Origin of the sequence: Microcystis viridis FACHB-1342, assembly GCF_014698335.1 — a bacterium.
In the GTDB taxonomy this organism is placed as follows: domain Bacteria; phylum Cyanobacteriota; class Cyanobacteriia; order Cyanobacteriales; family Microcystaceae; genus Microcystis; species Microcystis ichthyoblabe_A.
Genome location: NZ_JACJSV010000004.1, coordinates 40,268 through 64,368, shown reverse-complemented (window position 1 = coordinate 64,368; position 24,101 = coordinate 40,268). Strand labels below are relative to the sequence as shown.

At 43.7% G+C, this 24,101-nt stretch carries 17 protein-coding genes; 9 read left to right on the top strand and 8 right to left on the bottom strand.

Annotated features, from left to right (window positions below):
- Positions 1-18: 18 nt before the first annotated feature.
- From H6G40_RS02635 to H6G40_RS02615, 5 genes are all read left to right on the top strand, one after another.
- The gene (locus H6G40_RS02635) at positions 19-339 is read left to right on the top strand and encodes a hypothetical protein (RefSeq protein ID WP_190537230.1); all 321 of its coding nucleotides are present in this window, start codon (positions 19-21) and stop codon (positions 337-339) included.
- Positions 340-418: 79 nt separating this feature from the next.
- A complete protein-coding gene (locus H6G40_RS02630; protein WP_069474652.1) occupies positions 419-2,767 on the top strand; it encodes an HD family phosphohydrolase in 2,349 nt (782 codons plus the stop codon).
- A complete protein-coding gene (locus H6G40_RS02625; RefSeq protein ID WP_069474653.1) occupies positions 2,764-3,231 on the top strand; it encodes a DUF29 domain-containing protein in 468 nt (155 codons plus the stop codon). Before H6G40_RS02630 ends, H6G40_RS02625 begins: the two co-directional genes overlap by 4 nt.
- A 38-nt stretch (positions 3,232-3,269) precedes the next feature.
- Positions 3,270-3,917 (top strand): Uma2 family endonuclease, encoded by a 648-nt coding sequence (locus tag H6G40_RS02620; protein ID WP_069474654.1) that lies wholly within the window; start codon positions 3,270-3,272, stop codon positions 3,915-3,917.
- A gap of 112 nt (positions 3,918-4,029) precedes the next feature.
- Entirely contained in the window at positions 4,030-4,671 is a 642-nt protein-coding gene (locus tag H6G40_RS02615; RefSeq protein ID WP_069474655.1) for a Uma2 family endonuclease, read from the top strand.
- Positions 4,672-4,706: 35 nt separating this feature from the next.
- Here H6G40_RS02615 and H6G40_RS02610 read toward each other — a convergent pair whose 3' ends face one another.
- Positions 4,707-5,279, bottom strand: a complete 573-nt coding sequence (locus H6G40_RS02610) for a Uma2 family endonuclease (protein WP_043997325.1) — start codon at positions 5,277-5,279, stop codon at positions 4,707-4,709.
- A gap of 209 nt (positions 5,280-5,488) precedes the next feature.
- Between H6G40_RS02610 and ileS the strand changes: the two genes are divergently transcribed.
- From ileS to H6G40_RS23835, 3 genes are all read left to right on the top strand, one after another.
- Complete coding sequence (ileS, locus tag H6G40_RS02605) at positions 5,489-8,347, top strand: isoleucine--tRNA ligase (RefSeq protein WP_002736955.1); 2,859 nt, start codon at positions 5,489-5,491, stop codon at positions 8,345-8,347.
- A gap of 84 nt (positions 8,348-8,431) precedes the next feature.
- A complete protein-coding gene (locus H6G40_RS02600) occupies positions 8,432-9,541 on the top strand; it encodes a DUF262 domain-containing protein (RefSeq protein ID WP_069474656.1) in 1,110 nt (369 codons plus the stop codon).
- Positions 9,542-10,025: 484 nt separating this feature from the next.
- Entirely contained in the window at positions 10,026-10,415 is a 390-nt protein-coding gene (locus tag H6G40_RS23835; protein ID WP_002754393.1) for a RidA family protein, read from the top strand.
- Between the two features lie 40 nt (positions 10,416-10,455).
- Here the strand turns inward: H6G40_RS23835 and H6G40_RS02590 are convergent, their stop codons facing one another.
- The 5 genes from H6G40_RS02590 to H6G40_RS02570 form a co-directional block, all read right to left on the bottom strand.
- A complete protein-coding gene (locus tag H6G40_RS02590) occupies positions 10,456-12,336 on the bottom strand; it encodes a DNA-directed RNA polymerase subunit gamma (protein WP_002737004.1) in 1,881 nt (626 codons plus the stop codon).
- A gap of 180 nt (positions 12,337-12,516) precedes the next feature.
- Positions 12,517-14,022, bottom strand: coding sequence for a WD40 repeat domain-containing protein (locus H6G40_RS02585; RefSeq protein WP_190537228.1), 1,506 nt, complete (start codon positions 14,020-14,022; stop codon positions 12,517-12,519).
- Between the two features lie 42 nt (positions 14,023-14,064).
- Positions 14,065-15,645 carry a photosystem II high light acclimation radical SAM protein gene (locus tag H6G40_RS02580; protein WP_190537227.1) on the bottom strand — a complete coding sequence of 527 codons (1,581 nt, stop codon included), beginning with the start codon at positions 15,643-15,645 and terminating at the stop codon, positions 14,065-14,067.
- A gap of 254 nt (positions 15,646-15,899) precedes the next feature.
- Complete coding sequence (gene smc, locus H6G40_RS02575) at positions 15,900-19,430, bottom strand: chromosome segregation protein SMC (RefSeq protein ID WP_190537225.1); 3,531 nt, start codon at positions 19,428-19,430, stop codon at positions 15,900-15,902.
- A 173-nt stretch (positions 19,431-19,603) separates the two neighbouring features.
- Positions 19,604-19,873 carry a YciI family protein gene (locus H6G40_RS02570; protein WP_002775909.1) on the bottom strand — a complete coding sequence of 90 codons (270 nt, stop codon included), beginning with the start codon at positions 19,871-19,873 and terminating at the stop codon, positions 19,604-19,606.
- Positions 19,874-20,194: 321 nt separating this feature from the next.
- Here H6G40_RS02570 and H6G40_RS02565 point away from each other — a divergent pair, with 321 nt between their 5' ends.
- The gene (locus tag H6G40_RS02565) at positions 20,195-21,442 is read left to right on the top strand and encodes a vanadium-dependent haloperoxidase (protein ID WP_069474660.1); all 1,248 of its coding nucleotides are present in this window, start codon (positions 20,195-20,197) and stop codon (positions 21,440-21,442) included.
- A 292-nt stretch (positions 21,443-21,734) separates the two neighbouring features.
- On the opposite strand, the gene H6G40_RS02560 is transcribed toward H6G40_RS02565, so the two are convergent.
- Both H6G40_RS02560 and H6G40_RS02555 read right to left on the bottom strand, forming a co-directional pair.
- Complete coding sequence (locus H6G40_RS02560) at positions 21,735-22,808, bottom strand: glycosyltransferase (RefSeq protein WP_069474661.1); 1,074 nt, start codon at positions 22,806-22,808, stop codon at positions 21,735-21,737.
- A gap of 9 nt (positions 22,809-22,817) precedes the next feature.
- Positions 22,818-23,921, bottom strand: coding sequence for a HEAT repeat domain-containing protein (locus tag H6G40_RS02555; RefSeq protein ID WP_002737329.1), 1,104 nt, complete (start codon positions 23,919-23,921; stop codon positions 22,818-22,820).
- Positions 23,922-24,101: the final 180 nt, after the last annotated feature.

The following is a 24,101-nucleotide window of genomic DNA, read 5'->3' as shown; positions in this document are numbered from 1 at the left end:
TTGGGGTTTTGGGGGAATTTGGGAATTTGGGCGCACGCGATGCGCCCCTACGGGTTTTTGGGGGAATTTGGGTTTTTTGGGGTTTTTTGGGGTTATTTGGGCGCACGCGATGCGCCCCTACGGGTTTTTGGGGGAATTTGGGTTATTTGGGCGCACGCGATGCGCCCCTACGGGTTTTGGGGGGAATTTGGGTTTTTTGGGGGAATTTGGGTTATTTGGGCGCACGCAATGCGCCCCTACGGGGTTTTGGACGCAGCGGAAGGCGAAAAACCCCCGCATCAAGTTAATCTAGATACCTTTCGAGAAAAAATTTTTTTGTACAGGGAGTCCTTAAAATAGAAGAGGGAACCCAAAACCAAGTTGCTGGTATTTTTCCTCTGGGCATGGTGGCGCAGTTTATAGAATTTAGCTGGAATTTATGAATCATTTTCTGCATTCTTTCACTGTTTTTCCTGATTCTGCCCGAAAATCTCGCTCTTACTCTCTGAGTAAACTGCGACGACCCTTAATCTTCCTGTTTACCGTCGGTTGTCTGACTAGCGTGGTCGGTTATCGTTTCTATAATCAGCCGAAATTGGCCGTCGGGACTATTTCCCCGGTCACGATTATCGCCCCCGAAGATGCCCGTTTTCAAGACCAAGAAACCACCGCCCTCAAACGCCAAAAAATTCGGGCTGGACTGCTTCCCCGGCTGAAAAGAGACCCCCAAACCACCGACCAGATCGAGCGATCGCTGCAGGACACCTTAGGGCAATTAAGTCAAATTCGCCCAATTTTGCGAAAAAATTCCATTTTAATGGGCAGGACTATTTCCAACGCCACAATGGAAACGCTGCTCACCTTTTCTGCCCCTCAATGGTCAACTCTACAGAGCCGCCTCAACTATGAAGAATCTTTTACAAACCTCTTGACAAAAGAGCAGGAATATGCTATGTACGAAATCCAAGCCTATCGTCAGCGCGTGACGAAGGGAAGCTTTGAGCAATTTATCGATCGATTGGGGCAATTACGGCAAATAAAGGGGCAAACCAGCCAAAATTATCAGCATTCCAGCTTAAATAAACTCAAATACGCCGATCTGATCACAGTGGCCCAAATGGGCGATCGAGAGTGGCAAAACCTAGAAAAAGCCATCCTGCAAGCGAGTCGCCGGATTTTGGTGCAAGGCATTCCCCCGGGGATTTCCACCAGTCACCTAGAGGATACCATCGCCGTGCAGATTAGCAGCGATCGCCTAACCCGTCGCCAGCAGCTTTTAGCCGAAAATATCCTTCTAGCGGCCCTGGAGGGAGAAGCGAACCTGATAGAAGATCGGGAGGCAACCAAAGAACAAGCCGCTAAAGCGGTGGAAGCGGTAGATATGGTCATGTCTAGCGCTCAAACCGGTCAAATTATCGTTAAAGCAGGCGAAAAAATTACTCAAGCTCAGTTTGTTCTCATCGATGGCTTTGGTTTGAGCGAACGGGGCATTAACTGGATGGGTTTAGGGTCAACGGCAATCCTTGTCACCAGTGCGATCGGGACTTTTTGTCTCGTTGCTCAGCGTCTCCATCGGCCTCTGCGTCACCGGGATTTTATTCTCTTGGGTTTACTAAGTTTTACCACACCGATCCTAGCGATCGCCAATATTCCCTTTACCAATCTGGCAGCGGTAGGTTTATTAGTCAGCAGTTTCTACGGCCCGACTCTGGCCGTCACCCAGGTCCTCTTAACTGCCGGTCTTTCCCTATTCAGCATCCAAGGTATCAGCGCCGATTTAATCGCGGGGACGATAGGGGGACTATTAGCGGCTATGATAGCGGGAAAATTGCGTTCTAGGGATGAATTATCGCTGCTAGGGATGGGAATCGGAGTCAGTCAAGGGGGTGTTTATCTGCTCACTTACCTAATCGTTAGTGCCACGGCCAGCACGATCATCTATACTCTACTACCCACGGCCCTCGTCTATGGTCTATCGGGGATAGCTTGGACGGTAATCGCCCTAGGATTATCCCCCTATCTCGAACGCTGTTTCGATGTGGTCACTCCCATTCGTCTGGTGGAGTTGTCCAATCCTAATTGTAGTTTGCTCAAACGTTTGGCCACGGAAGCACCGGGGACTTTTCAACATACCCTTTTTGTCGCCTGTTTAGCTGAAGCGGCCGCCCGAAAACTGCACTGTAATGTGGAATTAATTCGCACGGGAACCCTCTATCACGATATCGGGAAAATGCACGATCCCCTCGGTTTTATTGAAAATCAAATGGGTGGCCCGAATAAACACGATGAAATTAATGATCCCTACGTCAGCGCCGAGATTATTAAAAAGCACGTTAGTGAAGGGTTAGTCATGGCCCGCAGACACGGTTTACCGCGAGTCGTCCGCGATTTTATTCCCGAACACCAAGGTAATCTCTTAATTTCCTATTTTTATCAGCAAGCTTTGCAAAAATCCGCCCAAAATGGTCAAGAATTCGTCGATGAGGCGGCCTTTCGCTACGATGGTCCGATTCCCCAATCGCGAGAAACGGCGATCGTTATGTTAGCCGATAGTAGTGAGGCCGCTTTGCGATCGCTGAAGGAGGCCTCCCCAGAACAAGCTATGGATATGATCAAAAAGATTTTTCAGGCCCGATGGCGCGATCAACAATTAGTAGATAGTGGTATTCGTCAGGAGGAATTACCAATTATTGCCGAGGTTTTTGTGCAAGTTTGGCAACAATTCCACCATCAACGCATTGCCTACCCGAAAGCAGTTTTAGAAGTCTCCTCAGCCAAAAAAATATGAAAAAAGATACTTGGCTAAATCAGTTACAATTTCTCTACGAACAAGATGAACATCTCTGGTTAACTGAAACAATTAAACTTCTCAAGGAAAATCGTCTAGCTGAGTTGGATATTCAACATTTAATCGAGAAGTTGGAGGCTTTGAGCAAACGGGATAAAAATCGAGTTGAGAGTTTTTTAAGACAGATAATTATTCATCTTTTGTTGTGGCAATATTGGTCAGAAGAATTTGAATTAAATCATCGGCATTGGCAAGGAGAAATAGCCACTTTTAGAGTTCAGTTAAATGGATATTTAAGCACAAATTTAGAAAAATATCTCCTAGATAACCAAGAAATAATCTATCAAGATGCCGTTTTTATTGTTGGGCAAAAAACTGAAATATCTCCTCACAATTTTCCTCTAAATTGTCCCTATTCTCTCGAACAAATGCTTGATAGGCATTGGTTGCCAGAGCGAAATTAGTTAAATCCCACAGCTAAAAATCAAGGATAATTACCAAAATGTTACTAATTACTCTCAACGAAAATACTTTATCTTTATCTCCGGGCAGTCAAGTTATTTTTCCCCATCAGACTTGGGAAGATTACGAAAGATTGCTGAGTTTACGTCTCCAAAAAACCTATCCCAAACTCTATTTTAATCGCAAAACGCAAGAAATTCGGCTTATGTCTCCCTTACCAAGTCATGGCAAACGTATCAATCTTTTAAGTGATTTAGTAAAAATTATCCTTCGTCGTCAAGGCAAAGACTGGGAATGTTTTGATCCAATTACCTTGAAAATTCCGGGAGAAGCAGGAGTAGAACCAGATACTTGTTTTTATATTGATAATAGAGAGGCAATTTTAGGCAAAGAGAGAATTGATTTAACTGTTGATCCTCCTCCCGATTTAGCTATAGAAGTGGATTTTACTTCTCTGACTGATGTAGAGGCTTATCAATTGTTGAAAATACCCGAATTGTGGGTTTATCGTCGGGAAGAATTAAAAATATATCTGTTCAGAGAAGACGGTTATCAAGAAAGTGAAAATAGTCGTCTCTTTCCTGATATAAATATCAAGAAACTTTTCCCCTATTATGTAGAATTAGGCTGGAATCAAGGTTCTAGTCTTGCTTTACGTCAGTTTGAAGCTTTAGAGAATTTTAGTTAAAACACTTTTTGTATAAAAGTGAGCCATGTACCCAATTAATCCCCCCTGCTCCCCTTATTAAGGGGGGTGCCGATAGGCGGGGGAATCTGACAAACTAAAGATAATTACCAAAATGCTACTAATTACTCTCAACGAAAATACTTTATCTTTATCTCCTGGCAGTCAAGTGATTTTTCCGCATCAGACTTGGGAAGATTACCAAAGATTGCTGAGTTTACGTCTCCAGAAAACCTATCCCAAACTCTATTTTAATCGCAAAACTCAAGAAATTCGGCTTATGTCTCCCCTACCAAGTCATGGCAATCGTGTTGATACATTAAGGGATTTAGTAAAAATTATCCTCCGTCGTCAAGGTAAAGACTGGCAATGTTTTGATCCGATTACCTTGAAAATTCCTGGAGAAGCGGGAGTAGAACCAGATACCTGTTTTTATATTGATAATAGACAGGCAATTTTAGGCAAAGAGAGAATTGATTTAACTGTTGATCCTCCTCCCGATTTAGCTATAGAAGTGGATTTTACTTCTCTGACTGATGTAGAGGCTTATCAATTGCTAAAAATCCCCGAATTGTGGGTTTATCGTCGGGAAGAATTAAAAATATATCTGTTCATAGAAGATAGTTGTCAGGAAAGCGGAAATAGTCGTCTCTTTCCCGATATAAATATCAAGAAACTTTTTCCCTATTATGTTGAATTAGGCTGGAATCAAGGTTCTAGTCTTGCTTTACGTCAATTTGAAGCTTTAGAGAATTAGAGACCTAAAAGTGCGATGTCAAAAAATAATTGTAATTATATCAAACCGGGGACTTTCCGATAGATAGAAGCGATCGATCCCCGGAATCCTACACTGGTAAATTCTACCTCATCTCCCGCTTCATAGATCTGTTCTTGCCAAACTCCCGAATCCTCGCGACGGTGACATTCAATTTTCATCTGGTTTTGATGAATAAGAATGTATTCTTTTAGGGTGGGACAGGTTTGATAATCGCTAAATTTATCACCCCTATCAAAGGATTCCGTAGATTTCGATAATACTTCAATAATCAGAACGGGATAGAGAATAAAATCATCGGTATTGTTAATCTCTCTCTCGTCACAAAGCACCGTAATATCGGGATAATAATAACAATTTGCCTCCTCTAACCGGACTTTGATATCGGAAGTGAGAACAAGACAGGGACTATCATCGAGATGGATATTCAATAAAGTGGCTAGATTTGTATTTAAGACAATATGGGGCTTTTTTGCGCCTACCATCGCATAAATCCGTCCTTTTCGGTACTCGTGCTTGATCGGACTGACTCTTTCCCCTTCTAGATACACTTCTGGAGAGACATAAAAAAAATTAGGATTCGTCACCATCGTCCCCATGCTCCCTATCCTCGAATAACTAAATTATAGCCTTTGGGAATCATCGCTCTTGGACTCAATCTCGCTAGACTTATAAATCATTGATTGTCACTTGTAATATTTGTATTACAGTTATGTGACAGAATAGAGATAACGACTCTCAAAGAGACGTTATTTAGGAATGAATCCCGAAAACGATTGATATCCATAGGTTTGCCAGAATGTCCAACGCTAAAAGTTACAAAGATACCGTTAATTTGCCTCAAACTGACTTTGATATGCGAGCAAATGCCAGCAAACGTGAGCCAGAAATCCAGAAATTCTGGCAAGATGAGCAAATATACGAGAAATTAGCGCAAAATAACCCCAAAGAATTATTTATTCTCCACGATGGTCCACCCTACGCTAACGGATCCCTGCATATCGGTCATGCTTTAAATAAAATTCTCAAAGACATTATCAATAAATATAAACTGCTGCAAGGCTACAAAGTGCGCTATGTGCCTGGTTGGGATTGTCACGGGTTGCCGATCGAACTAAAGGTTTTACAAAGTCTCAAAAGCTCGGAAAAAGAGGGTCTAACCCCTTTGAAATTACGTCAGAAAGCCCACGATTTTGCCCTTCAAACGCAAAAAGAACAGTGTGAAGGTTTCAAAAGGTATGGAGTCTGGGGAGACTGGGAAAATCCCTATTTAACCCTACAACCTGAATACGAGGCCGCTCAAATTGCCGTATTCGGAAAAATGGCCCTAAAAGGTTATATTTATCGGGGACTAAAACCGGTTCACTGGAGTCCTAGTTCTCAAACCGCTTTAGCTGAGGCAGAATTAGAATATCCCGAAGGTCACACTTCCCGCAGTGTCTATGTTGCTTTTCCGATTACGTCAGTTTCAACCCCAGTTTTAACGCCATTTTTGCCTAATTTATCCGTGGCTATCTGGACGACTACCCCCTGGACTTTACCCGGGAATTTGGCCGTCGCATTAAACCCAGAATTAAACTATTCAGTGGTGGAAACCAGCGAGTCTAATTATCTAATTGTAGCGACGGATTTAGTCGAAAAATTAGCCGACACTTTTAACAGGACTTTGACGATTAAAGCAACGGTTAAAGGTCTGGAATTAGAACATACTAAATATCGTCATCCTTTGTTTGACAGAGAAAGTGCGATTCTCATCGGTGGGGATTATGTAACCACTGATTCCGGCACCGGATTAGTTCATACTGCACCTGGCCATGGTCAGGAGGATTATATCGTCGGACAACGTTACGGTTTACCGATACTTTCTCCCGTGGATGATAAGGGAAATTTCACCGCAGAAGCGGGACAATTTGCGGGTTTAAATGTCCTAAAAGATGCTAATGAAGCGATAATTTTAGCACTGACAGAAAAGGGTGCCTTACTCAAAGAAGAAGCATATCAGCATAAATATCCCTACGATTGGAGAACCAAAAAACCGACAATTTTCCGCGCAACGGAACAATGGTTTGCTTCCGTGGAAGGATTCCGGGAATTAGCTTTAGAAGCAATTGATTCGGTGCGTTGGATTCCCGCAACAGGTAAGAATCGCATCACTTCTATGGTTAGTGAAAGAAGCGATTGGTGTATCTCTCGTCAGCGCAGTTGGGGGGTTCCTATTCCTGTTTTTTATGACGAAGAAACGAATGAACCTCTGTTAACGGAGGAGACGATTAATCACGTTCAAGCTATCTTCGCAGTCAAGGGTTCTAATGCTTGGTGGGAGTTATCCGTAGAGGAATTATTACCTCCCAGTTATCGCGATAATGGTCGCAGTTATCGCAAGGGAATGGATACTATGGATGTGTGGTTTGATTCTGGTTCTAGTTGGAATGCGGTGGCTAATGCTCGACCAGAATTAAGTTATCCTGCGGATATGTATCTAGAAGGATCGGATCAGCATCGGGGATGGTTTCAATCGAGTTTATTAACCAGTGTCGCTGCTAATGGTATTGCTCCCTATAAAACGGTGTTAACTCACGGTTTTGTTTTGGATGAACAGGGACGAAAAATGAGTAAATCTCTGGGTAATGTCATCGATCCCAATGTGATCATTAATGGGGGTAAAGACCAGAAAAAAGAACCCGCTTATGGGGTGGATGTGATTCGGTTATGGGTGTCCTCGGTGGACTATACCAATGATGTGAATATCGGTCAAAATATTCTTAAACAGTTGGTAGATATCCGTAATAAAATCCGTAACACTGCCAGGTTTTTACTGGGGAGTTTAAATGATTTTGATCCCCTTAAGGATGCGGTAGCTTATGAAGATCTACCGGAGATCGATCGCTATATGTTACATCGTATCTCGGAAGTGTTTACGGAAGTAACGGCAGCTTTTGAAAGTTTCCAATTCTTCCGCTTTTTCCAGACGGTACAGAATTTTTGTGTTGTCGATTTATCTAACTTTTATATCGACATCGCTAAGGATCGTTTATACATTTCTGATCCTAATTCTTTCCGTCGTCGCAGTTGTCAAACAGTTTATGCTATTGCCTTAGAAAATCTCGCTAAAGCGATCGCTCCTGTCCTGTCTCATCTAGCGGAAGATATCTGGCAATTTCTCCCCTACAAAACTCCTTATTTATCGGTATTTGAGTCAGGATGGCTAAACATCGATCCTGCTTGGAATAATCGCGAATTGGCCGATAAATGGGCCAAATTCCGGCAGCTACGCACCGAAGTTAATAAGGTGATGGAAACTGCCAGAAATGATAAGGCGATCGGTGCTTCTTTAGAGGCAAAAGTTTTACTTTATGTTCCCGATGAAACCTTACAACAGGAGTTAGAATTATTCAACAATTGTGATAGTTTAACTGGGAATAAAGTTGATGAATTGCGTTATCTATTTCTCTCTTCCCAAGTGGAATTAGTCAGTGATATTAGCGCGATTCAAACCGCAGAATATAAAGGAGAATCGGACTTTGTTTCGGTGGGAATTGTCAAAGCAGACGGCGAAAAATGCGATCGCTGTTGGAATTATTCCACTCAAGTGGGAAAATTTGCCGATGATCCCACTATTTGCGAGCGCTGTAATGCCGCTTTAAAAGGAGAGTTCTAAGCTAAACTAAAAGGGTGCTTTATTGTCGAATAAAGTACCCTTTTAACTGTGAAAATTTTATAGATATTAGGAGGTATAAAAATTATGGTTAATTATCTCAGTCAAGAAGAGAAATTACTAGCAGCCGAAGAAGAAAAGTATCTAGAGGAAGAAGATGATGTGGATTTTCCTCCTGTAGATATTATTGCTTACAATGAGCAGCGATCCTGCTCTGATCTAGTTAGAATGTATCAAAAAAAACAATTGGTTATCGATCCAGATTTTCAAAGAGATGTGGTGTGGACTTATCCACAACAAACTCGTTTTATTGATAGTTTAATGAAACAGTTACCGATTCCTAGTATGTGTATTAGTCTTGACTATAAGACAGATAAACGCTATATCATCGATGGATTACAACGAATTAGTACCATCGTCAAATTTTTAACTACTGAAAATTGGAGGCTATCAAAATTAGCTGATGTAGATTCGTCTATTTCTGGAAAAACAGTTGAGGAAATAAAAACTCAGCATGAAGAATTATATGAACGCGTAGAAAATATGACTATTCCCATCACCATGATTCGCTATGACTCCAGCAAAAAAACTCATAATAATTATATTTTTAACATTTTCCATCGCTTAAATACCGGTGGAGTAAAACTCAATAATCAGGAGATCAGAAATTGTATCTATAATGGCGAGTTTAATACTTTTTTAAAAGAATGCGCTCAATATGAAAACTGGCTTTTGCTGATGGATCGAAAGCAGAAAAAAGCATCTCGGTTTGAAGATGAAGAATTAGTGCTTCGTTTCTTTGCTTTTTATGATGGATACCAGAACTACAAGGGGAAATTGACCAGATTTTTAAATGATTATATGTATAAACATAGATTGGCTCATGAAGATTTTATTCAAGATAAAGATGAATTATTTAAGCAAACTGTTGACTTGATTTATGATAGAATCTTCAAAGAGGAACCTCTCAAAACCAGTAAAGTTATTGCTGAGGGAGTTCTGTTAGGAGTTGCCAAAAATTTAGATACTTTAGTCAATCTCTCCAATGGTGAATTACAAGACAAGTATTCTAGATTAATAAAATCTGAACCATTTTTGACTAAAAATTTAGCTAGTGGTATTTATCAAAAAGATAAGGCTTTAGAGAGAATTAATACATCTATCAAAATTTTTTCATCTACTGGTAATGATTACTAAAGATTATTTACTCAAGACGTTAAACTGGCTTGATCAACTCTATAATGACCCTACAGCTGATAATCAAAAAACTTCTTCTTATTCCAAACTAGCTCTTATAGAATTATGTGGCTGGATCGAGGAAACTATGGATGATATAGTTTTAAGATGTGCTAAACGATGCTTAAAGTCCGAAGCTAACAAAAAATTCATCGATAAGACTATTAGTGGTACTCATAGTTTTGAATATGAACCTTTTAGAAAAATGTTGATGATGGTTATTGGTTTAGCAACATTAGAAAAAATCGAAAAAAAGTTAGAAAAAACTGGTAAAATTAGTGCTTTAAAAGGTTATCTTGGTAATCTAAAAGATAGTCGCAATCGAGCGGCTCATACTCATACTCAAGGTACTTTGAGAACTTATGACGCTCCTTCTAAAACTAAACGTGATTTTGATAAAATATATGGTTTGTTAAAAGAGTTAGATGCAGAATTGCAACGTCATATGAATAATCAGGTCATCCGTACTGATAAAGCTCCGGCCCCTGTGGGTCCCTATAATCAAGCGATCGCCGCTCCTGGTCCTTTTCTCTTTGTTGCGGGACAAATTCCCCTAGATCCCGTCACGGGTGAAATCGTCTCCGGGGAAATTAGCGCTCAAACCGAACAAGTTATGGCCAATCTGGAGGGCATTTTAACCGCTGCTGGGGCTAATTGGTCAAATGTGGTGAAAACTACCGTCTTTCTCTCGGATTTAGCCAATTTCGGGGCGATGAATCAAGTTTATGCCCGTTATTTCCCCCCGGAAACTGCCCCGGCCCGGGCCTGTGTGGAAGTGGCCCGTCTTCCCAAAGATGTGCTAGTGGAAATAGAATGTATTGCCGCTTTAGCCTAAAAATTAAGGTGGGCAATGCCCACCCTAACCTAATCTCTCTCTAGACCACCAAAGCCTCTAGAATCGTCTTATTGTAGATAATTCGCCCTACAGTAGTACGCACATACTGAGAAATTATCTCACCATCCTTCTCCCGGGTTTTGCGCTCCCGATAATATTTCCAGATGCTGCCATCGGGGAGAGTTTCCGTTTCCAGGACTTCCTCATCGGGTTTATTGGTTTTCACCTTTTCTCCGACCGGTAAACGCAACCACACAGAAGCGTGTAGATCCACCAATCCCTGATCGAAAGAGCGAATAGCGTCATCCATGCTGGCGAAATAACGACCTCCACCCTTTTGGGCCTTGGGATTTTCGGCCGTGAGATAATAACAACCCAAAACCATATCCTGAGAAGGGGCAACAATCGGGCGACCGGTCGCTGGTGAGAGAATATTATGACAAGCTAACATCAATAATCGCGCTTCCGATTGTGCTTCCAGGGAGAGGGGAATATGTACAGCCATTTGGTCCCCGTCAAAGTCAGCGTTAAAAGCGGGACAGACGAGGGGATGTAACTGAATCGCCCGGCCCTCCACTAGGATCGGTTCAAACGCTTGAATGCCCAAACGGTGCAGGGTAGGAGCGCGGTTTAACATCACCGGGTGTCCCGTGATCACTTCATCCAAGACGTGCCAAACATTGGCATCCCCCCGTTGGATCATTTTCTTGGCTGCCTTGATATTATTGACGATGCCTAATTTAATTAAACGATGGATAACGAAGGGTTGGAACAATTCGATCGCCATTTCCCGGGGTAAACCGCATTGATAGATCTTCAACTTCGGACCGACAACGATAACCGAACGTCCCGAATAGTCAACCCGTTTACCGAGGAGATTTTGACGGAAACGCCCCTGTTTACCCTCGATAATATCCGATAAAGACTTCAGGGCGCGATTATTGGCTCCCACCACCGTGCGACCGCGACGACCGTTATCAATTAAAGCATCGACGGCCTCCTGTAACATCCGTTTTTCGTTGCGGACGATAATTTCCGGGGCGAGAATTTCTTGCAGACGGGATAAACGGTTATTGCGGTTAATCACCCGACGGTAGAGATCGTTCAGGTCAGAGGTGGCAAAACGGCCGCCGTCCAACTGCACCATCGGGCGTAAATCGGGAGGAATCACGGGAATTACGCTTAAAACCATCCATTCTGCCTGAGAACCCGTGGCGATAAAGTTATCGATTACCCGGAGACGTTTAATTAATTTTGCCCGTTTTTGCCCTTTACTTTCGACAATTTCCGTCCGCAGTCTTTCCGCTTCTTCTTCCAGGTTAATTTCCTGTAAGAGTCTTTGGATAGCCTCGGCCCCGATACCCACTTCAATGCCGACTAATTCCGAGTCCTCCGCGTAGATTTCTTCTTCGATCTCTAACCATTGATCTTCGCTGAGGAGTTGTTTATAACTAAGATTGCCGGCATTACCCGGATCGAGAACCACATAGGCATTAAAATAGACGATTTGCTCCACGTCCCGCAGGGGCATATCGAGCAGGATACTGAGATAACTGGGAATACCTTTGAGATACCAAACGTGGGTGACGGGGGCAGCTAATTTGATAAAACCCATGCGATGACGACGTACCCGCGACTCGGTGACTTCCACCCCGCAACGTTCACAGACAATTCCCCGGTGACGGACGCGTTTGTATTTACCGCACCAACATTCCCAGTCTTTGGAGGGACCAAAAATTTTCTCGCAGAATAACCCATCCATTTCCGGTTTAAGAGTCCGATAGTTGATCGTTTCTGGTTTGGTTACTTCTCCGACGACTTGACCGTTAGGTAGGGTTCTTTCTCCCCATTGCCGAATTCTCTCGGGGGACGCTAAACCGATTTTGACGTAATCAAATCTTTGATCTGTTGGAGTCTTCATTCTGAATTTTTTACTATGGGTAATGATTCTGGGATAAGCGATCGCTCTCGCGTTCTCGATGCCCCGATGACAACTATTAGGCAGAAACGACGGTTAACTCAGTCACTTTTTCTTGGGGTCAAACTGGCCCGATCGAGTCCGGGACATTACATTATACAATTTTTCTAGTTCGATCGACCATTAAGTGATATTTTCCCAGATGGTGATGCTGCCGTCGGCCGCGGCCGCCGCTAGGTGACAATAATCGGGGCTGAGAACTAAACTGGAGATCGGCGATGATCGCCCATCGGCAGCGGTGAGAGTTGCGATCGCCTGTTGAGAATTGGCTAACCAGATTTTAATCTCTCCGTCGGTTCCCCCGGTAAATAACCACTGACCCTCCTCTGCAAATACCAAGCTTGTCACCTGACCATTATGGGCATTAATCACCCGAATTGGCGCAAAATGACCGCTTTTCTCCTGGTCGTATTGCCAGATTTTCACCGTCCCATCCACACAACCGGCGGCAATAATCTGACTATCGGCAGCGATCGCCAGACTCTGCACCGAAGAAACGTTACCTGATAAGACGGCGATTTTTGCTCCCGATCCCAATTGCCAGAGGGTGACAGTGCCATCACCTCCAGCTGCGGCGATAAAATCTTGATTAGGAGCCACTGCTAGGGCATAAATTGCCCCCAGACTGTCATAGGAGCTAAATTCTTCGTTTTCCTGCTCTAAATTCCACTGTTTTAGGGTTTGATCGTAACTACCACTAACCAAAAAATGCCAACGGGGGGCAAAATCTAGGCCGTGAATCGAACCGAGATGACCGAGGAAAATTTGATTTAATTCCAGATTACTGCCATCCCTGGCTAAAGTCCATAATTTAACGGTTTGATCGAATCCCCCCGTCGCTAGATGATAATCGCCGTTTCCGGTCACTGCTAGGGCTAAAATGCCCTGATCATGAGCTTCCACCGTATTAATCAGGGTTCCTCTCGCAAAATCCCAGATTTTTAGGGTACGATCCCAACTAACGCTAATTAAAAACCTTTGATTTTCGGTAATTGCGATCGCTGTAATCATTTCCCGATGGGCGCTCAGACGGCGATAATAGTGCCAATGGGGGACAGGGGGGGAAGTGGGAGTTAAATTAAGGGCAGGTAGGGTGATTTGTGGCTCATTTTCCGCTTTTATGGCGTTAATATCTGCTGATTCTTCCTTAAGCGGCAAAATCTCTCTTTGTAAGCGACTGTAGGATTTTTCCAGATGTTCGATGCGTTCCAGCAGCGCGTTACGGTTGATGTATTGAATAATTTGATTGTAGGACTGTTCGAGGGCGAGAATATTCTCCTCTAATTCTGCGACCGCACGGTCGTTATCGCTGGCCGCTGCGGGATCGAGGGACTGTATTTGGGCCGATAAAGCTTCTTTTTCTTCTTCCCACTGCTCCTGTAAATGACCGGTTATTTCAGTTAAGCGTTGACGTTGCAGGGTTCTTTCTCGGAGACGATTGAGAATATTCAACCCGAAAGTCACTACTAGGAGGAACAAAGGCAAAAACCCCGCACCCATGGCTATAAGGGTAAGCAGGGTTAATCCTAGGGCGATATATTCCGCTAATTCTAGCCCATGGAGGCGATGGTCGGTCATTTTGCAGTTATCGGTAAAGGGATTTTGATCATCTCCTGATTTCAGACTCATGGTAACGCTAATTGCCGCCTTGGGATTGACTAAAATTAATTTTTAAGCAGGAGTTAAGACTTTTTTCTTAGTTTCTATCGGTGCGGTTAAAGCGGATTCTAAATCGGCCTTCCCTAGTCTTGCTTCCAAAATTTTCAGCACTTCCCGTCCAAAATCATCGGGATTTTGTCGCCATGCTTGCAGACAAACTTCGCCAAAGAATGACCCCAAAGGTTCGGGATTCCAGAGCAGTTTTTTGGCTGTCCAGGGCATTAAACTCATGGGATCATAGTCGGGTTTAATAATTTCCTTTTTGAAGGCGTATTCTTCTAGATGGGTGTGGGGTTGTAGTCCGATAAAAAAGATGGCTGGTTCCACTTTATCGACTCCAAAAATATTTTCTAATTCCCGATGATAGGTGATAGTTTGACGAATAGTTTCTAGGGTTTCATCAATAACATTAAAGGAATAATTTACCGAAACTAGATCATTAAAACCTGCCGCTTTTAAGTCTCGACAATTTTGCAGAACTGTCCGCAAATTATAGCCCATACGCATTTTTCGGACTAATTCCTGAGAACCACTGGTGATGCCGATTTCAAAGTAGTTCATGCCTGTTTTTACCATTAAATCGCACAGTTTTGGGGTAAGATTATCGGCGCGAATATAGGCAGCCCAATGGATATCTTTCATCCCATCGGCGAGGATTTTTTCTAATAGTTCTTCTACATCGTTGATAAATTTTCTGGTGGGGATAAATTGGGCATCGGTAAACCAGAAATTGCGAATGCCGCGGTCGTATAATTGGCGCATTTCCTTAACTACTTCATCAGCGGGATTAATACGTACTTGTTTCCCTTCGACGACGGTATAGATGCAGTAGCAGCAGTTATGGGGACAGCCGCGCTTGGTTTGCACCCCGATATAAAAGTCGTTTTCTTGGAAATAGTAGGAAAATTCCGGCCAAATACTGGCGATGTAATCGTAGTTACAAGCGGATTTTTCTAAGGGGGTGGGGGATTCGTGGATTAAACGCGGCCGGGGTGTGGTTTCTCCGACCACATAACAACGTTCATCGCTAAAGTCCCGGCCGGAGAGGAATTTTTCTAGCAGGGTTTCCCCTTCTCCCACTGATACAATTGTTCCTGTGGGCAGTTTGGTTTTTAGTTGTTCGTAGAAAACACTGACGGCACCACCCCCGACGATAACTCGCGCTTCGGGATGGTATTTTCTGGCCCGCTGCAACCCTCGGCGAATTAGTCCCTGATTCCGCCATAATTCCCCGTAGTAGGCTGTTGTCACCTTTAAACCCCCTAAAGCACCTCGCAGCTTGATTAGGGGGTTTTTAGCGTAGTAAAATTCAAAGGCGTTTTGTAGGGGATTACCACCGCGACCACCGACGGGGGCATATATTTGAATATCCCGCCAGGAGAATACTAGCAGGGTGGGCTGAAATTCGTCAACACAGCGATCGAGTGCCTGGTTAAAGTCTAAGGGGGGGACGGTGCCAAGGTCAAAGATCCTTTGTTCGATGTCGGGGAAGAGTTTATGAACGTGGTCGGAAAGATAAACCACACCGATGGGGAAAATGGGGTTACAGGGGAGTCTAACGTAGAGGATGCGTTGTGCTTGCGGTTGAGTCATGAGATTTCTGAATGGGACGGGGACGCATTCTGAGTAATCTTAATATAACTTAACTTTGTCTGGCTTGTCTGGCAGTTATCAGTTATCAGTTATCAGTTATCAGATGTGAGTTTTCAGTTCACTGTTTACTGTTTACTGAAAAGCTTCCCACACCCCACACCCCACACCCCACACCCTACACCCTACACCCCACACCCCACACCCCACACCCTACACCCCACACCCCACACCCTACACCCTACTTGCGTCTAAGGTTAAACTTTAATTCCTAGTACCTGTGTATGGGTTCCCCGTGCTTGGGTGACACCGATGGTTCTTTCCGATGCTTCAATCATCGGCCGACGCAAACTAACAACAATAAATTGGGCTTGTTGTGCTTGTTTTTGAATCATTTTGGCCAATTTCTCCACATTTGCCCCATCTAAAAACATATCCACTTCATCAAAGGCATAAAAGGGAGAAGGACGATATCTTTGTAGGGAAAAAATAAAGCTTAAAGCGGTTAAAGATTTTTCACCTCCAGACATGGAACTCAATCGCTGTACTGGTTTTCCTTTGGGATGGGCCACCAGATTTAAGCCACCATTAAAGGGATCATTTTCGTCTTCTAGTTGTAAGTAACCGTCGCCATCGGACAGGGTGGCAAATATACTCTTAAAGTTTTCGTTAACGGCAGTAAATGCTTCCTGAAAAGCATTAAATCTGAGGGTGGTAAAGTTTTCTATGCGTAAAAGTAGTTCGGTTCTTTCTCCTTCTAGAGTTTGCAGTTTTTCTGATAGTTCATCTAATCTCTCTTTGGTTTTTTGGTGTTCTTCTAAAGCTAACATATTCACAGGTTCTAAAGCTTCCAATTTCTTTTGTAACTGCCGAATATCGCTTTGAATTTTCTCGAAATCTCGCTCGCTTTCAGGAATTTCAGGCAAGGGATTGGGTAAGTCGCTTTCTAGTTGACTAATTTCTGTCTGTAAAGTGGTTAGTAATGCTCGTCTTTCCTCTTGATTGTTGACTAACTTCTCCGATTGCCAGATAGCCTGTTGTTGTTGGTTTTGTTGTTGTCGCAAAACTGTCTCTAATTGGTCTCTTTTTTGCTTGGTTTCCCCTAGTTGTCGGGATAATTGCTGTAAAGCTTGATTGATTTCTAAAATATGGTGATCAAGTTTTTCTATCTCCAGATTACCGATATTTCTCTGATTAACTGCATCGGTAATTATTTTCTCAATCTCAATAATTCTATCCGCAGACTCTTGACTTTTTTCCTCTAGTCTGATTTGTTGATTATGTAAATCTTTTAACTGTTCGCGGACTGTAGCGAGGTGATTTTCTTGGGTTTGTAACTCTAATTCTTGAGCGCGAATTATTCCCTGTACCTGTTGCCATTCGCTATGGGTATGATTGGCCTCTAAAGCAGTTAATTTCTCCTGTTCTTGCTGTAAAGATAACTCTAACTCAGGAATTTCTCTGGTTAATATTTCTAACCGTTGACGAGAAATAGTAATTTCCTCTTGCTGACCCGATAATTGACGGGTTAAATCCTCTTTTTCTGTGGTTAAACGTTGTAAATCCTTGCTTAATTGTTGTAGAGATAATTGATTTTCCCGATGACTTTGACGGGTTTCGGTTAACTGTTGGGTTAACTGACTGATAAGATTATTAACTTGAGTAATTTTTTCTTCGTTGCGGGTAAGAATGCGATCGATTTCTGCTAATCTTTCCCGTAGAGATTCCGCTTCACTAGACTCCTTCGGAGAAATTTTACCAAAACGCAGCCCCGATCGCGTCGGTTGGCTGCCTCCAGTCATAGCGCCAGTCATCTCTAATAACTCGCCATCCAAAGTAACGATGCGATATTGATTGATATAATAACGGGCAGAATCTATATCCTCGAAAACCACCGTACTGCCAAAAATATAGTTAAAAACCTCCCGATACTGGGATTGAAACTTAACTAAATTCACCGCTAAATCCAGATAACCCCGCGCGTGACGCAGAGAGGAAATATCCTGGGGACGGGGAGGACGAATTTTATTCAGGGGTAAAAAAGTGGCCCTACCGATGCGACGCTGTTTTAGTAAGGCAATTCCGGCAGCCGCAACGCTATCATCTTGGACGACTACATGACCTAAACGACCTCCGGCGGCGATTTCCAGAGCAATTTGATAACGTTCTTCTACTTCGCCCAATTGTGCCACTAATCCGCAGATTCCGGGCAAATCTGACTGTAATAATATTTGAGTGGCATAGGTTCCCTGGGCCTCCTGTTGCGCTTGCTTGGTCGCTTCCAGTTTATCTAATTCCCTCTGTTTGTCCCGTTGTTCTTTTAGCAGACGTTTTTGGGTGTCCTGACTGATAACGCGATTTTGTTCGGCAATGGTGAGTTTTTGGGCTAAATTTTGGATATAGGGTTCCGCTTGATTAATTTTTTGTAATATTTCTTGACTTTCTTCTGTTTTTGTGCTAATAACTTGCTCTAATTCTTGCAGACGTTGACCAGCTTCTACTATATTAGTTTGCAATCGATCGCATCTTTCGGTCAATTGGGCTCGTTGGCTACGGTAGGGGTTTAATTGTTCCTGAAGACGGGTAATATTGCGGGAAAGGTCACTTTGTTCTTTTACCCAAGCTTCTGACGCTTCCGCGAGACTACTTGCTTGCAGACGATGGTTTTCTAGGGTTTCCCTTGCGGTTTGAGTTGTCCGTAGGAGATTGGGTAAAATTGCAGTTTCTAAACGGCTTTTTTCAGCAGTAATCTGGTTTAATTCGAGATTGTAGCGATTAATTTCCTCTAAAAGTCTGGTTTTCTGTGCCTGAGATTCTTTTTCGAGGTTTTCTAACTCTTTTTGTCGTTGTTGCTGTTGTTGTCGTTTGGCCTGTTGACTCGCTAATCGGGAAGTCAGGGACAGGTGTTCATCTTCCCCAAAAGCTTTAACCTGTTGATTGAGTTTCTCTAATTCTTGACTATTTTGGGCGATTTGTTGGGATAAATTGGCGATAGTTTCCGTTAAAACCTGTTTTTCCCTTTCCCCAGCTTGAATTTGTCCTTGTACTTGCTGGCAGCGCTGCTGGAGATTTTGCCAATGGAGGACAATTTCCCATTGTTGCTTTTCTTGGACTTGGGCCTTGAGTTTTTGGTATTTTTCGGCTTTAATGCGATCGAGTGCTAATTTCTCCAGAGATTTTTGCAATTCTGTGGCAATAATTTGGCAGCGTTCTTCCCTTTCTTTAACCGAATCGATATTCTCCTTAGTTTTCTCAATTTTGCGGTCAAATTCGGCTACTCCTGCCAATTCGTCGATAATTTCCCGTCTTTCCTTAGCATTCATGCTGATAATTCGGGTTACGTCCCCCTGTAACACCACGTTGTACCCTTCGGGATAGATGCGTAAACGGTTTAATTGGTCGTGAAGTTCGCTAACCGTACAGGTTTCCCCATTGATATAGTAGGTAGAAGTATAGCTGCCACCCTTAGCCACTTTTAAGCGTCGGGAAACCGTCCAATCCCTATCGGTTGCGTCAGGAATATCGGCAATATCAAAAGTCACCGAAACACTCGCTTCTGAGCTATGACGTTGACTGTTATAGCTGTGATTGACTAAATCCGGTAATCTTTCGGCCCGCATTCCCTTGGAAGTAGCTAATCCCAAGCAAAATAGCAATGCGTCGAGGATATTCGACTTTCCCGAACCATTTGGACCAGAAACCACCGTAAACCCCGGTAAAAAGGGTATAGGAGTCGTTCCCCCGAAGGATTTGAAGTGTGAGAGTTCGACCTTTTTGATGTAAACCATGGCAATAAGCAAAAAGTAGGCAAGCTATCAGCTGTCAGCTGGAATCGATAAGGGATAACTCCGGTTTATCCTTGACAATATCCTCAGACTTGACCGGAGATGAGTTTGATTAGTTGCGTAGTTGGAAAATTTTATCAAGATACCCTTATAGAAAAATATAGCTGATAGCCCCCTTAGATGGCTTGAATCCATTCCTTGACTTGGTACTCTGTCCAGATGCCATTTTGCCAGTAGGGATCCGATTCGATTAATTCTCGCACTTCTGACTCGCTGGCTGCCTGATAAATTGCGAAAACTTGGCTTAAATCTGCCGTTGGTCCGATAGTAACGAGAATTCCCCGTTCTTTCTGTTGATTTAATCCCTCTAGATGCGCTTGACGATAGGGTGCGCGTTTTTCCAGCACATTTTCACAATAACTACCCCAGACAACAAATTTCGGCATATTTGACCTGTACTCTCTTGATCTGTTGTTATTCTACGATCGAATCGTCAATCAGACTAAATCGCTATAGAAAAGTGGCAAGTGGCAGGTTTTTCGGTTATCAGTCAACAGTCATCAGTGAACTGAACAGTCAAATCTGATAAGTAATAACTGCAATAGTTAATTTTTGTAAAAAGTAGTTGACAAATTGCCAGTGCTTTAAAGTGGGATTTATGTCACTTAACTTCTTGTTAACAGCCTAAACTTCTATGGTTACTGTTGAACTTATCCAATAGACTGGGGCTGTTAAGTCAAAGTTGCGATATTGAAGGAGGCAACGATATGAGCGTAATTATCGAGTGGAATGACGTTTTTTTAGAAACCATTCGGAAAATTGGTGGCGGTCCGACACCGATTGCCCGGGCGGGGGCGATGTTACAGGTGGCGATGTTTAACGCCATTAATGCCCTTTCAGGGAATTTATACAGTCCCTATCCTAGCAATTTACAGTTAAAGCCTGATCCCGGTACTTCTCCTGAAATAGCGGCGGTTTATGCGGCCCATCGTATTCTTAGCCGGATTTATGTCAATCTGACCATGACTTTTAATACTGCTTTGGATAGATCCCTGCAAAGATTAAACGTGGTTAAGATGTCCGATGCCGATACCAAAGGTAAAACCTTTGGGCAGGCCGTGGCCGATTCGATTCTCACCCTGCGTCAGAATGACGGTTCTGGCCAACCTCCCCTGTATAAACCGGGTAATCAGCCGGGGGATTGGCGACCGACAGGATCCGGGGATGCGGTTGCCCCCCAATGGCCAGACGTGACTCCCTTTGTCATGACTTCTGGTAGTCAATTTCGGCCACCCTTTCCGGGTAACTATGCTAATACAATCGACCTTCTCCGTAGTCCTGAATATGCGGCCCAGTTTAACGAAGTCAAACTGTTAGGGGCGGCCAATTCCCCTGTGCGTACTGCTGAAGAGGCTATAATTGCCTTTTTCTGGGCGAATGATGTGGATGGAACCTATAAACCCCCCGGCCATCTGTTCCGCATTACCCAAATTGTCGCCCAACAAAGAAATTTATCTCTACTGGAAACGGCGCGTTTATTTGCCCTAGTGGGTTTAGTCATGGGTGATGCCGCTATTGTCGCTTGGGATGCTAAGTACCGGCTACCGATTAATCTCTGGCGACCGGAAACAGCGATCCGTCTGGCCGATCAAGATGATAATCTTTTAACCGAAGCTGATCCCAATTGGCAACCCCTATCAATTAATCCCGCCGGTCAGCGTTTTAGTCCCGCTTTCCCTGCCTATGTTTCTGGTCATTCCACTTTTGGGGCGGCCCACGCTGGGATTATGCGTAATTTCTTTGGTACTGATAACGTCACTTTTACTGCCGACACGGACGATCCTAACGCCCAGGGGATTAAACGCACCTATAATAGTTTTAGTTCGGCGGCTTTGGAAAATGGTCGCAGCCGTATTTATCTGGGGGTTCACTTCCAATGGGATGCTGACCACGGTTTCTGGTCGGGTACACAGTTGGCTGATTTTGTCTATGCCAGAGTTTTACAGAGAGTTTAGGTAGAGTAATCGATAAACTACGCCTACCCATTAGTTTGAGGTAGGCGTTTTTGGCTCTTCTAGGTTCTGTGTGATAAGTTTAATACCAATTCTCCAAAGTCTGACTACAGAAGTTTAATCCCCCTAAATCCCCCTTAAAAAGGGTGACTTAAATTCGATGTGTAGTTTTCATTTAGAGAAATGGTATAACTTATCATAGGATCGATCAATCTTTGTGTTCTTTGTGTCTCTGTGGTTGATCCCGAACCCTTCTGGGATAAAGATTTAACCAGACTAAACCAAGAGAGCCTATTTATTTTTGACTGCGAGCAAAAATTTCTTCAAACCAATTAATAGCTCGATTTCCTAAAGCTTCTAGGGAATATTTTTGCTCCACTACTGCACGACAAGAATATCGATCGATCCGGTCTAAATTTTTAATTCCCGTAACTAATCCCTCGATACTATCGGGTTCAACTAAAAAACCAGTTTTTCCATCTTCAATAATTTCTACCGGACCACCACGACCATAGGCAACTACGGGAACACCACAGGCCAAAGCTTCAATAGCTCCGTTACCAAAAGCCTCAACCCAGCGCGGGGTCATCAACAGGCCAAAACAGTCCCCTAGCTCTTTTTGTAGGCTCCTGGTGGGCAAAAACCCACGATAATCGACTAAATCGAAACTATAGTTATCCTGTAAATTTTGCCAGTAGAGAGGATCGGAAATATGACCGAAAACGCGTAAAGGTACGCCCAACTGTTGACAAGCGGCGATCGCATCTTCTAGAGCTTTTTCCGGGGCAATCCGTCCCACCCAGGCCAGAGAGGGGGACGGATTGGCCCGAAACTGATACAAAGATACGTCTAAACCATTAGCCAAACAGCGATAGGGGGGAGATATTGAGAAAGTTTCTGCTTGGACGACGGTGTGAAAAGCGAGTAAATGGGGAAAACTGCGGTAGGTTTTTTGAATAATATGATCCATCGCCAAAGAAACGGAAGCCATGCTGACTAAATGGGCGACGGGAGTAGCAAAAAAAGGAGTGAGATAAAAAGGGAGCCAATCGTAGGCAAAATTAACAATTAAATCGTACTCATTTTGTACCTGTTGGGCGTAGTGCCACATATTGGCCAAAACGGCATTTTCGGGCATTAAAATCGGGGCTTCCCTGCCTTGACTTTGGGCGGAAATCTGGGCATTTCCTGCTATAGTAATCAAGGGGATATCATGCAATTGCGAGGCTTCTGGAGCCACTACCCGCACCGCGTACCCTTGCTTATTCAGAGTGCGAGCGAGATTATAAATAGTTAGTTCTACGCCACCGCCGTCCCCCGATCCCAAAAATCCCACGGGGGTGGAGATAAATAACAGTTTTCGACTCAATTTTGCACCTCAGTTGGGTGTAGTTTCGGTGAAGGTCGGTGTGGTGTCGGTGAAGGAAGTATCCTGTACATCGTCATCTTCTGGTTCACCAGTAGTTTCTAGGGGAGCAATATCTAAACGGGGAGCTAATTGCAGATTTAACTGTCTAACTGCCCAGCGTGCTGTTTCTTGCACTTCCTCATCGGGATCATCGAGGGCATGACAAATTAATTGACTGATCTGAGACATGATATCGTAGAGTCTGGTTAAATCCCGAATGGCATTTTTCCGCACCTGGGGATTTTTATCCTGGAGAGAGATAGCCAAAGCTTGGTTCATCGGTCGCAGGGAGCGGGTGCAGATTTGAGCGAGAGCTTCTAGGGTTAAACTGCGTTCGTAGGAATCTCCATCCACCATGCTATCGACTAAAGGCTGCATTGCCCTAGAATCGGACACCTGTGCCAGCTTCCAAACCGCCCTTCTACGGGTACGGGGATCGTTATCGCGAAGACTTTCAATTAAACGCAAGATTAAATCTACGTTCGGGATGCGGGAGGTAGCTTGTACGGGCAAAGAAGGGTCGAAATCCTCGTCACCACTGCCATTAATGTCACTGTCAGTTTTGGTGTCTGCGCCGAAGGGATTGCCATTGCCCCTGGAAAAGTTGTCGAGTGGGTTTTTAGGATTGGCGTAAGTTGTCTTTTCGCGCCGTTTTGAGGCTTTGCCCTTGGGACGATATTGGAAGAAAAGCGATAGTAAAGCTGCCAATAAAGCGATGGATAACAGGGCCGAGCCAGCAATTAATGGTATTGGTGAAGCCGCATTTTCGGCGCCAGCGTTGGCAGCCCTGGTGGTTTGACCTAGATACTTCTTCGTATTAGCGATCGCATTTTGAGCAGAGGGGTCGTTCGGAAGTTGTGCCAGAGCTTGTTGAAATTTTTCCACGGCGAGTTGATAATTCTTTTGGCTTTTGGCCTCGTAACCAGCTTTCATCAACTGCTCGTAAGTGGCGAAAGTCTGGGTTTGCTCTAACCCAGGTGAAGTTTGAGCGTTAACCTTGGATAAAACCTGAAAATCATGACCCCAACTGCTCACACCGATAGCTAACAACAATAAAAAATTAGGTTTGATCATAGAATTTATGTAACTGCTTGGGGGTTGGTAAAAGTATGATAGCCTAAAAGCTATAGATGGGAGGCACTCAACTCCAGAGATGGGTCATAGACTAGGATGATTGGGAAAAGCCCCCGGTCAGCGTCAGGCCAATAGTGCCGCTGCTGGGATCGGAGATAGAGTCCACTGTTTAACGCTGAG

Coding starts and splice junctions, on each gene's coding strand:
- H6G40_RS02630 (WP_069474652.1), top strand. CDS start 419: ATGAATCATTTTCTGCATTCTTTCACTGTTTTTCCTGATTCTGCCCGA.
- H6G40_RS02625 (WP_069474653.1), top strand. CDS start 2,764: ATGAAAAAAGATACTTGGCTAAATCAGTTACAATTTCTCTACGAACAA.
- H6G40_RS02620 (WP_069474654.1), top strand. CDS start 3,270: ATGTTACTAATTACTCTCAACGAAAATACTTTATCTTTATCTCCGGGC.
- H6G40_RS02615 (WP_069474655.1), top strand. CDS start 4,030: ATGCTACTAATTACTCTCAACGAAAATACTTTATCTTTATCTCCTGGC.
- H6G40_RS02610 (WP_043997325.1), bottom strand. CDS start 5,279: ATGGTGACGAATCCTAATTTTTTTTATGTCTCTCCAGAAGTGTATCTA.
- ileS (WP_002736955.1), top strand. CDS start 5,489: ATGTCCAACGCTAAAAGTTACAAAGATACCGTTAATTTGCCTCAAACT.
- H6G40_RS02600 (WP_069474656.1), top strand. CDS start 8,432: ATGGTTAATTATCTCAGTCAAGAAGAGAAATTACTAGCAGCCGAAGAA.
- H6G40_RS23835 (WP_002754393.1), top strand. CDS start 10,026: ATGAATAATCAGGTCATCCGTACTGATAAAGCTCCGGCCCCTGTGGGT.
- H6G40_RS02590 (WP_002737004.1), bottom strand. CDS start 12,336: ATGAAGACTCCAACAGATCAAAGATTTGATTACGTCAAAATCGGTTTA.
- H6G40_RS02585 (WP_190537228.1), bottom strand. CDS start 14,022: ATGAGTCTGAAATCAGGAGATGATCAAAATCCCTTTACCGATAACTGC.
- H6G40_RS02580 (WP_190537227.1), bottom strand. CDS start 15,645: ATGACTCAACCGCAAGCACAACGCATCCTCTACGTTAGACTCCCCTGT.
- smc (WP_190537225.1), bottom strand. CDS start 19,430: ATGGTTTACATCAAAAAGGTCGAACTCTCACACTTCAAATCCTTCGGG.
- H6G40_RS02570 (WP_002775909.1), bottom strand. CDS start 19,873: ATGCCGAAATTTGTTGTCTGGGGTAGTTATTGTGAAAATGTGCTGGAA.
- H6G40_RS02565 (WP_069474660.1), top strand. CDS start 20,195: ATGAGCGTAATTATCGAGTGGAATGACGTTTTTTTAGAAACCATTCGG.
- H6G40_RS02555 (WP_002737329.1), bottom strand. CDS start 23,921: ATGATCAAACCTAATTTTTTATTGTTGTTAGCTATCGGTGTGAGCAGT.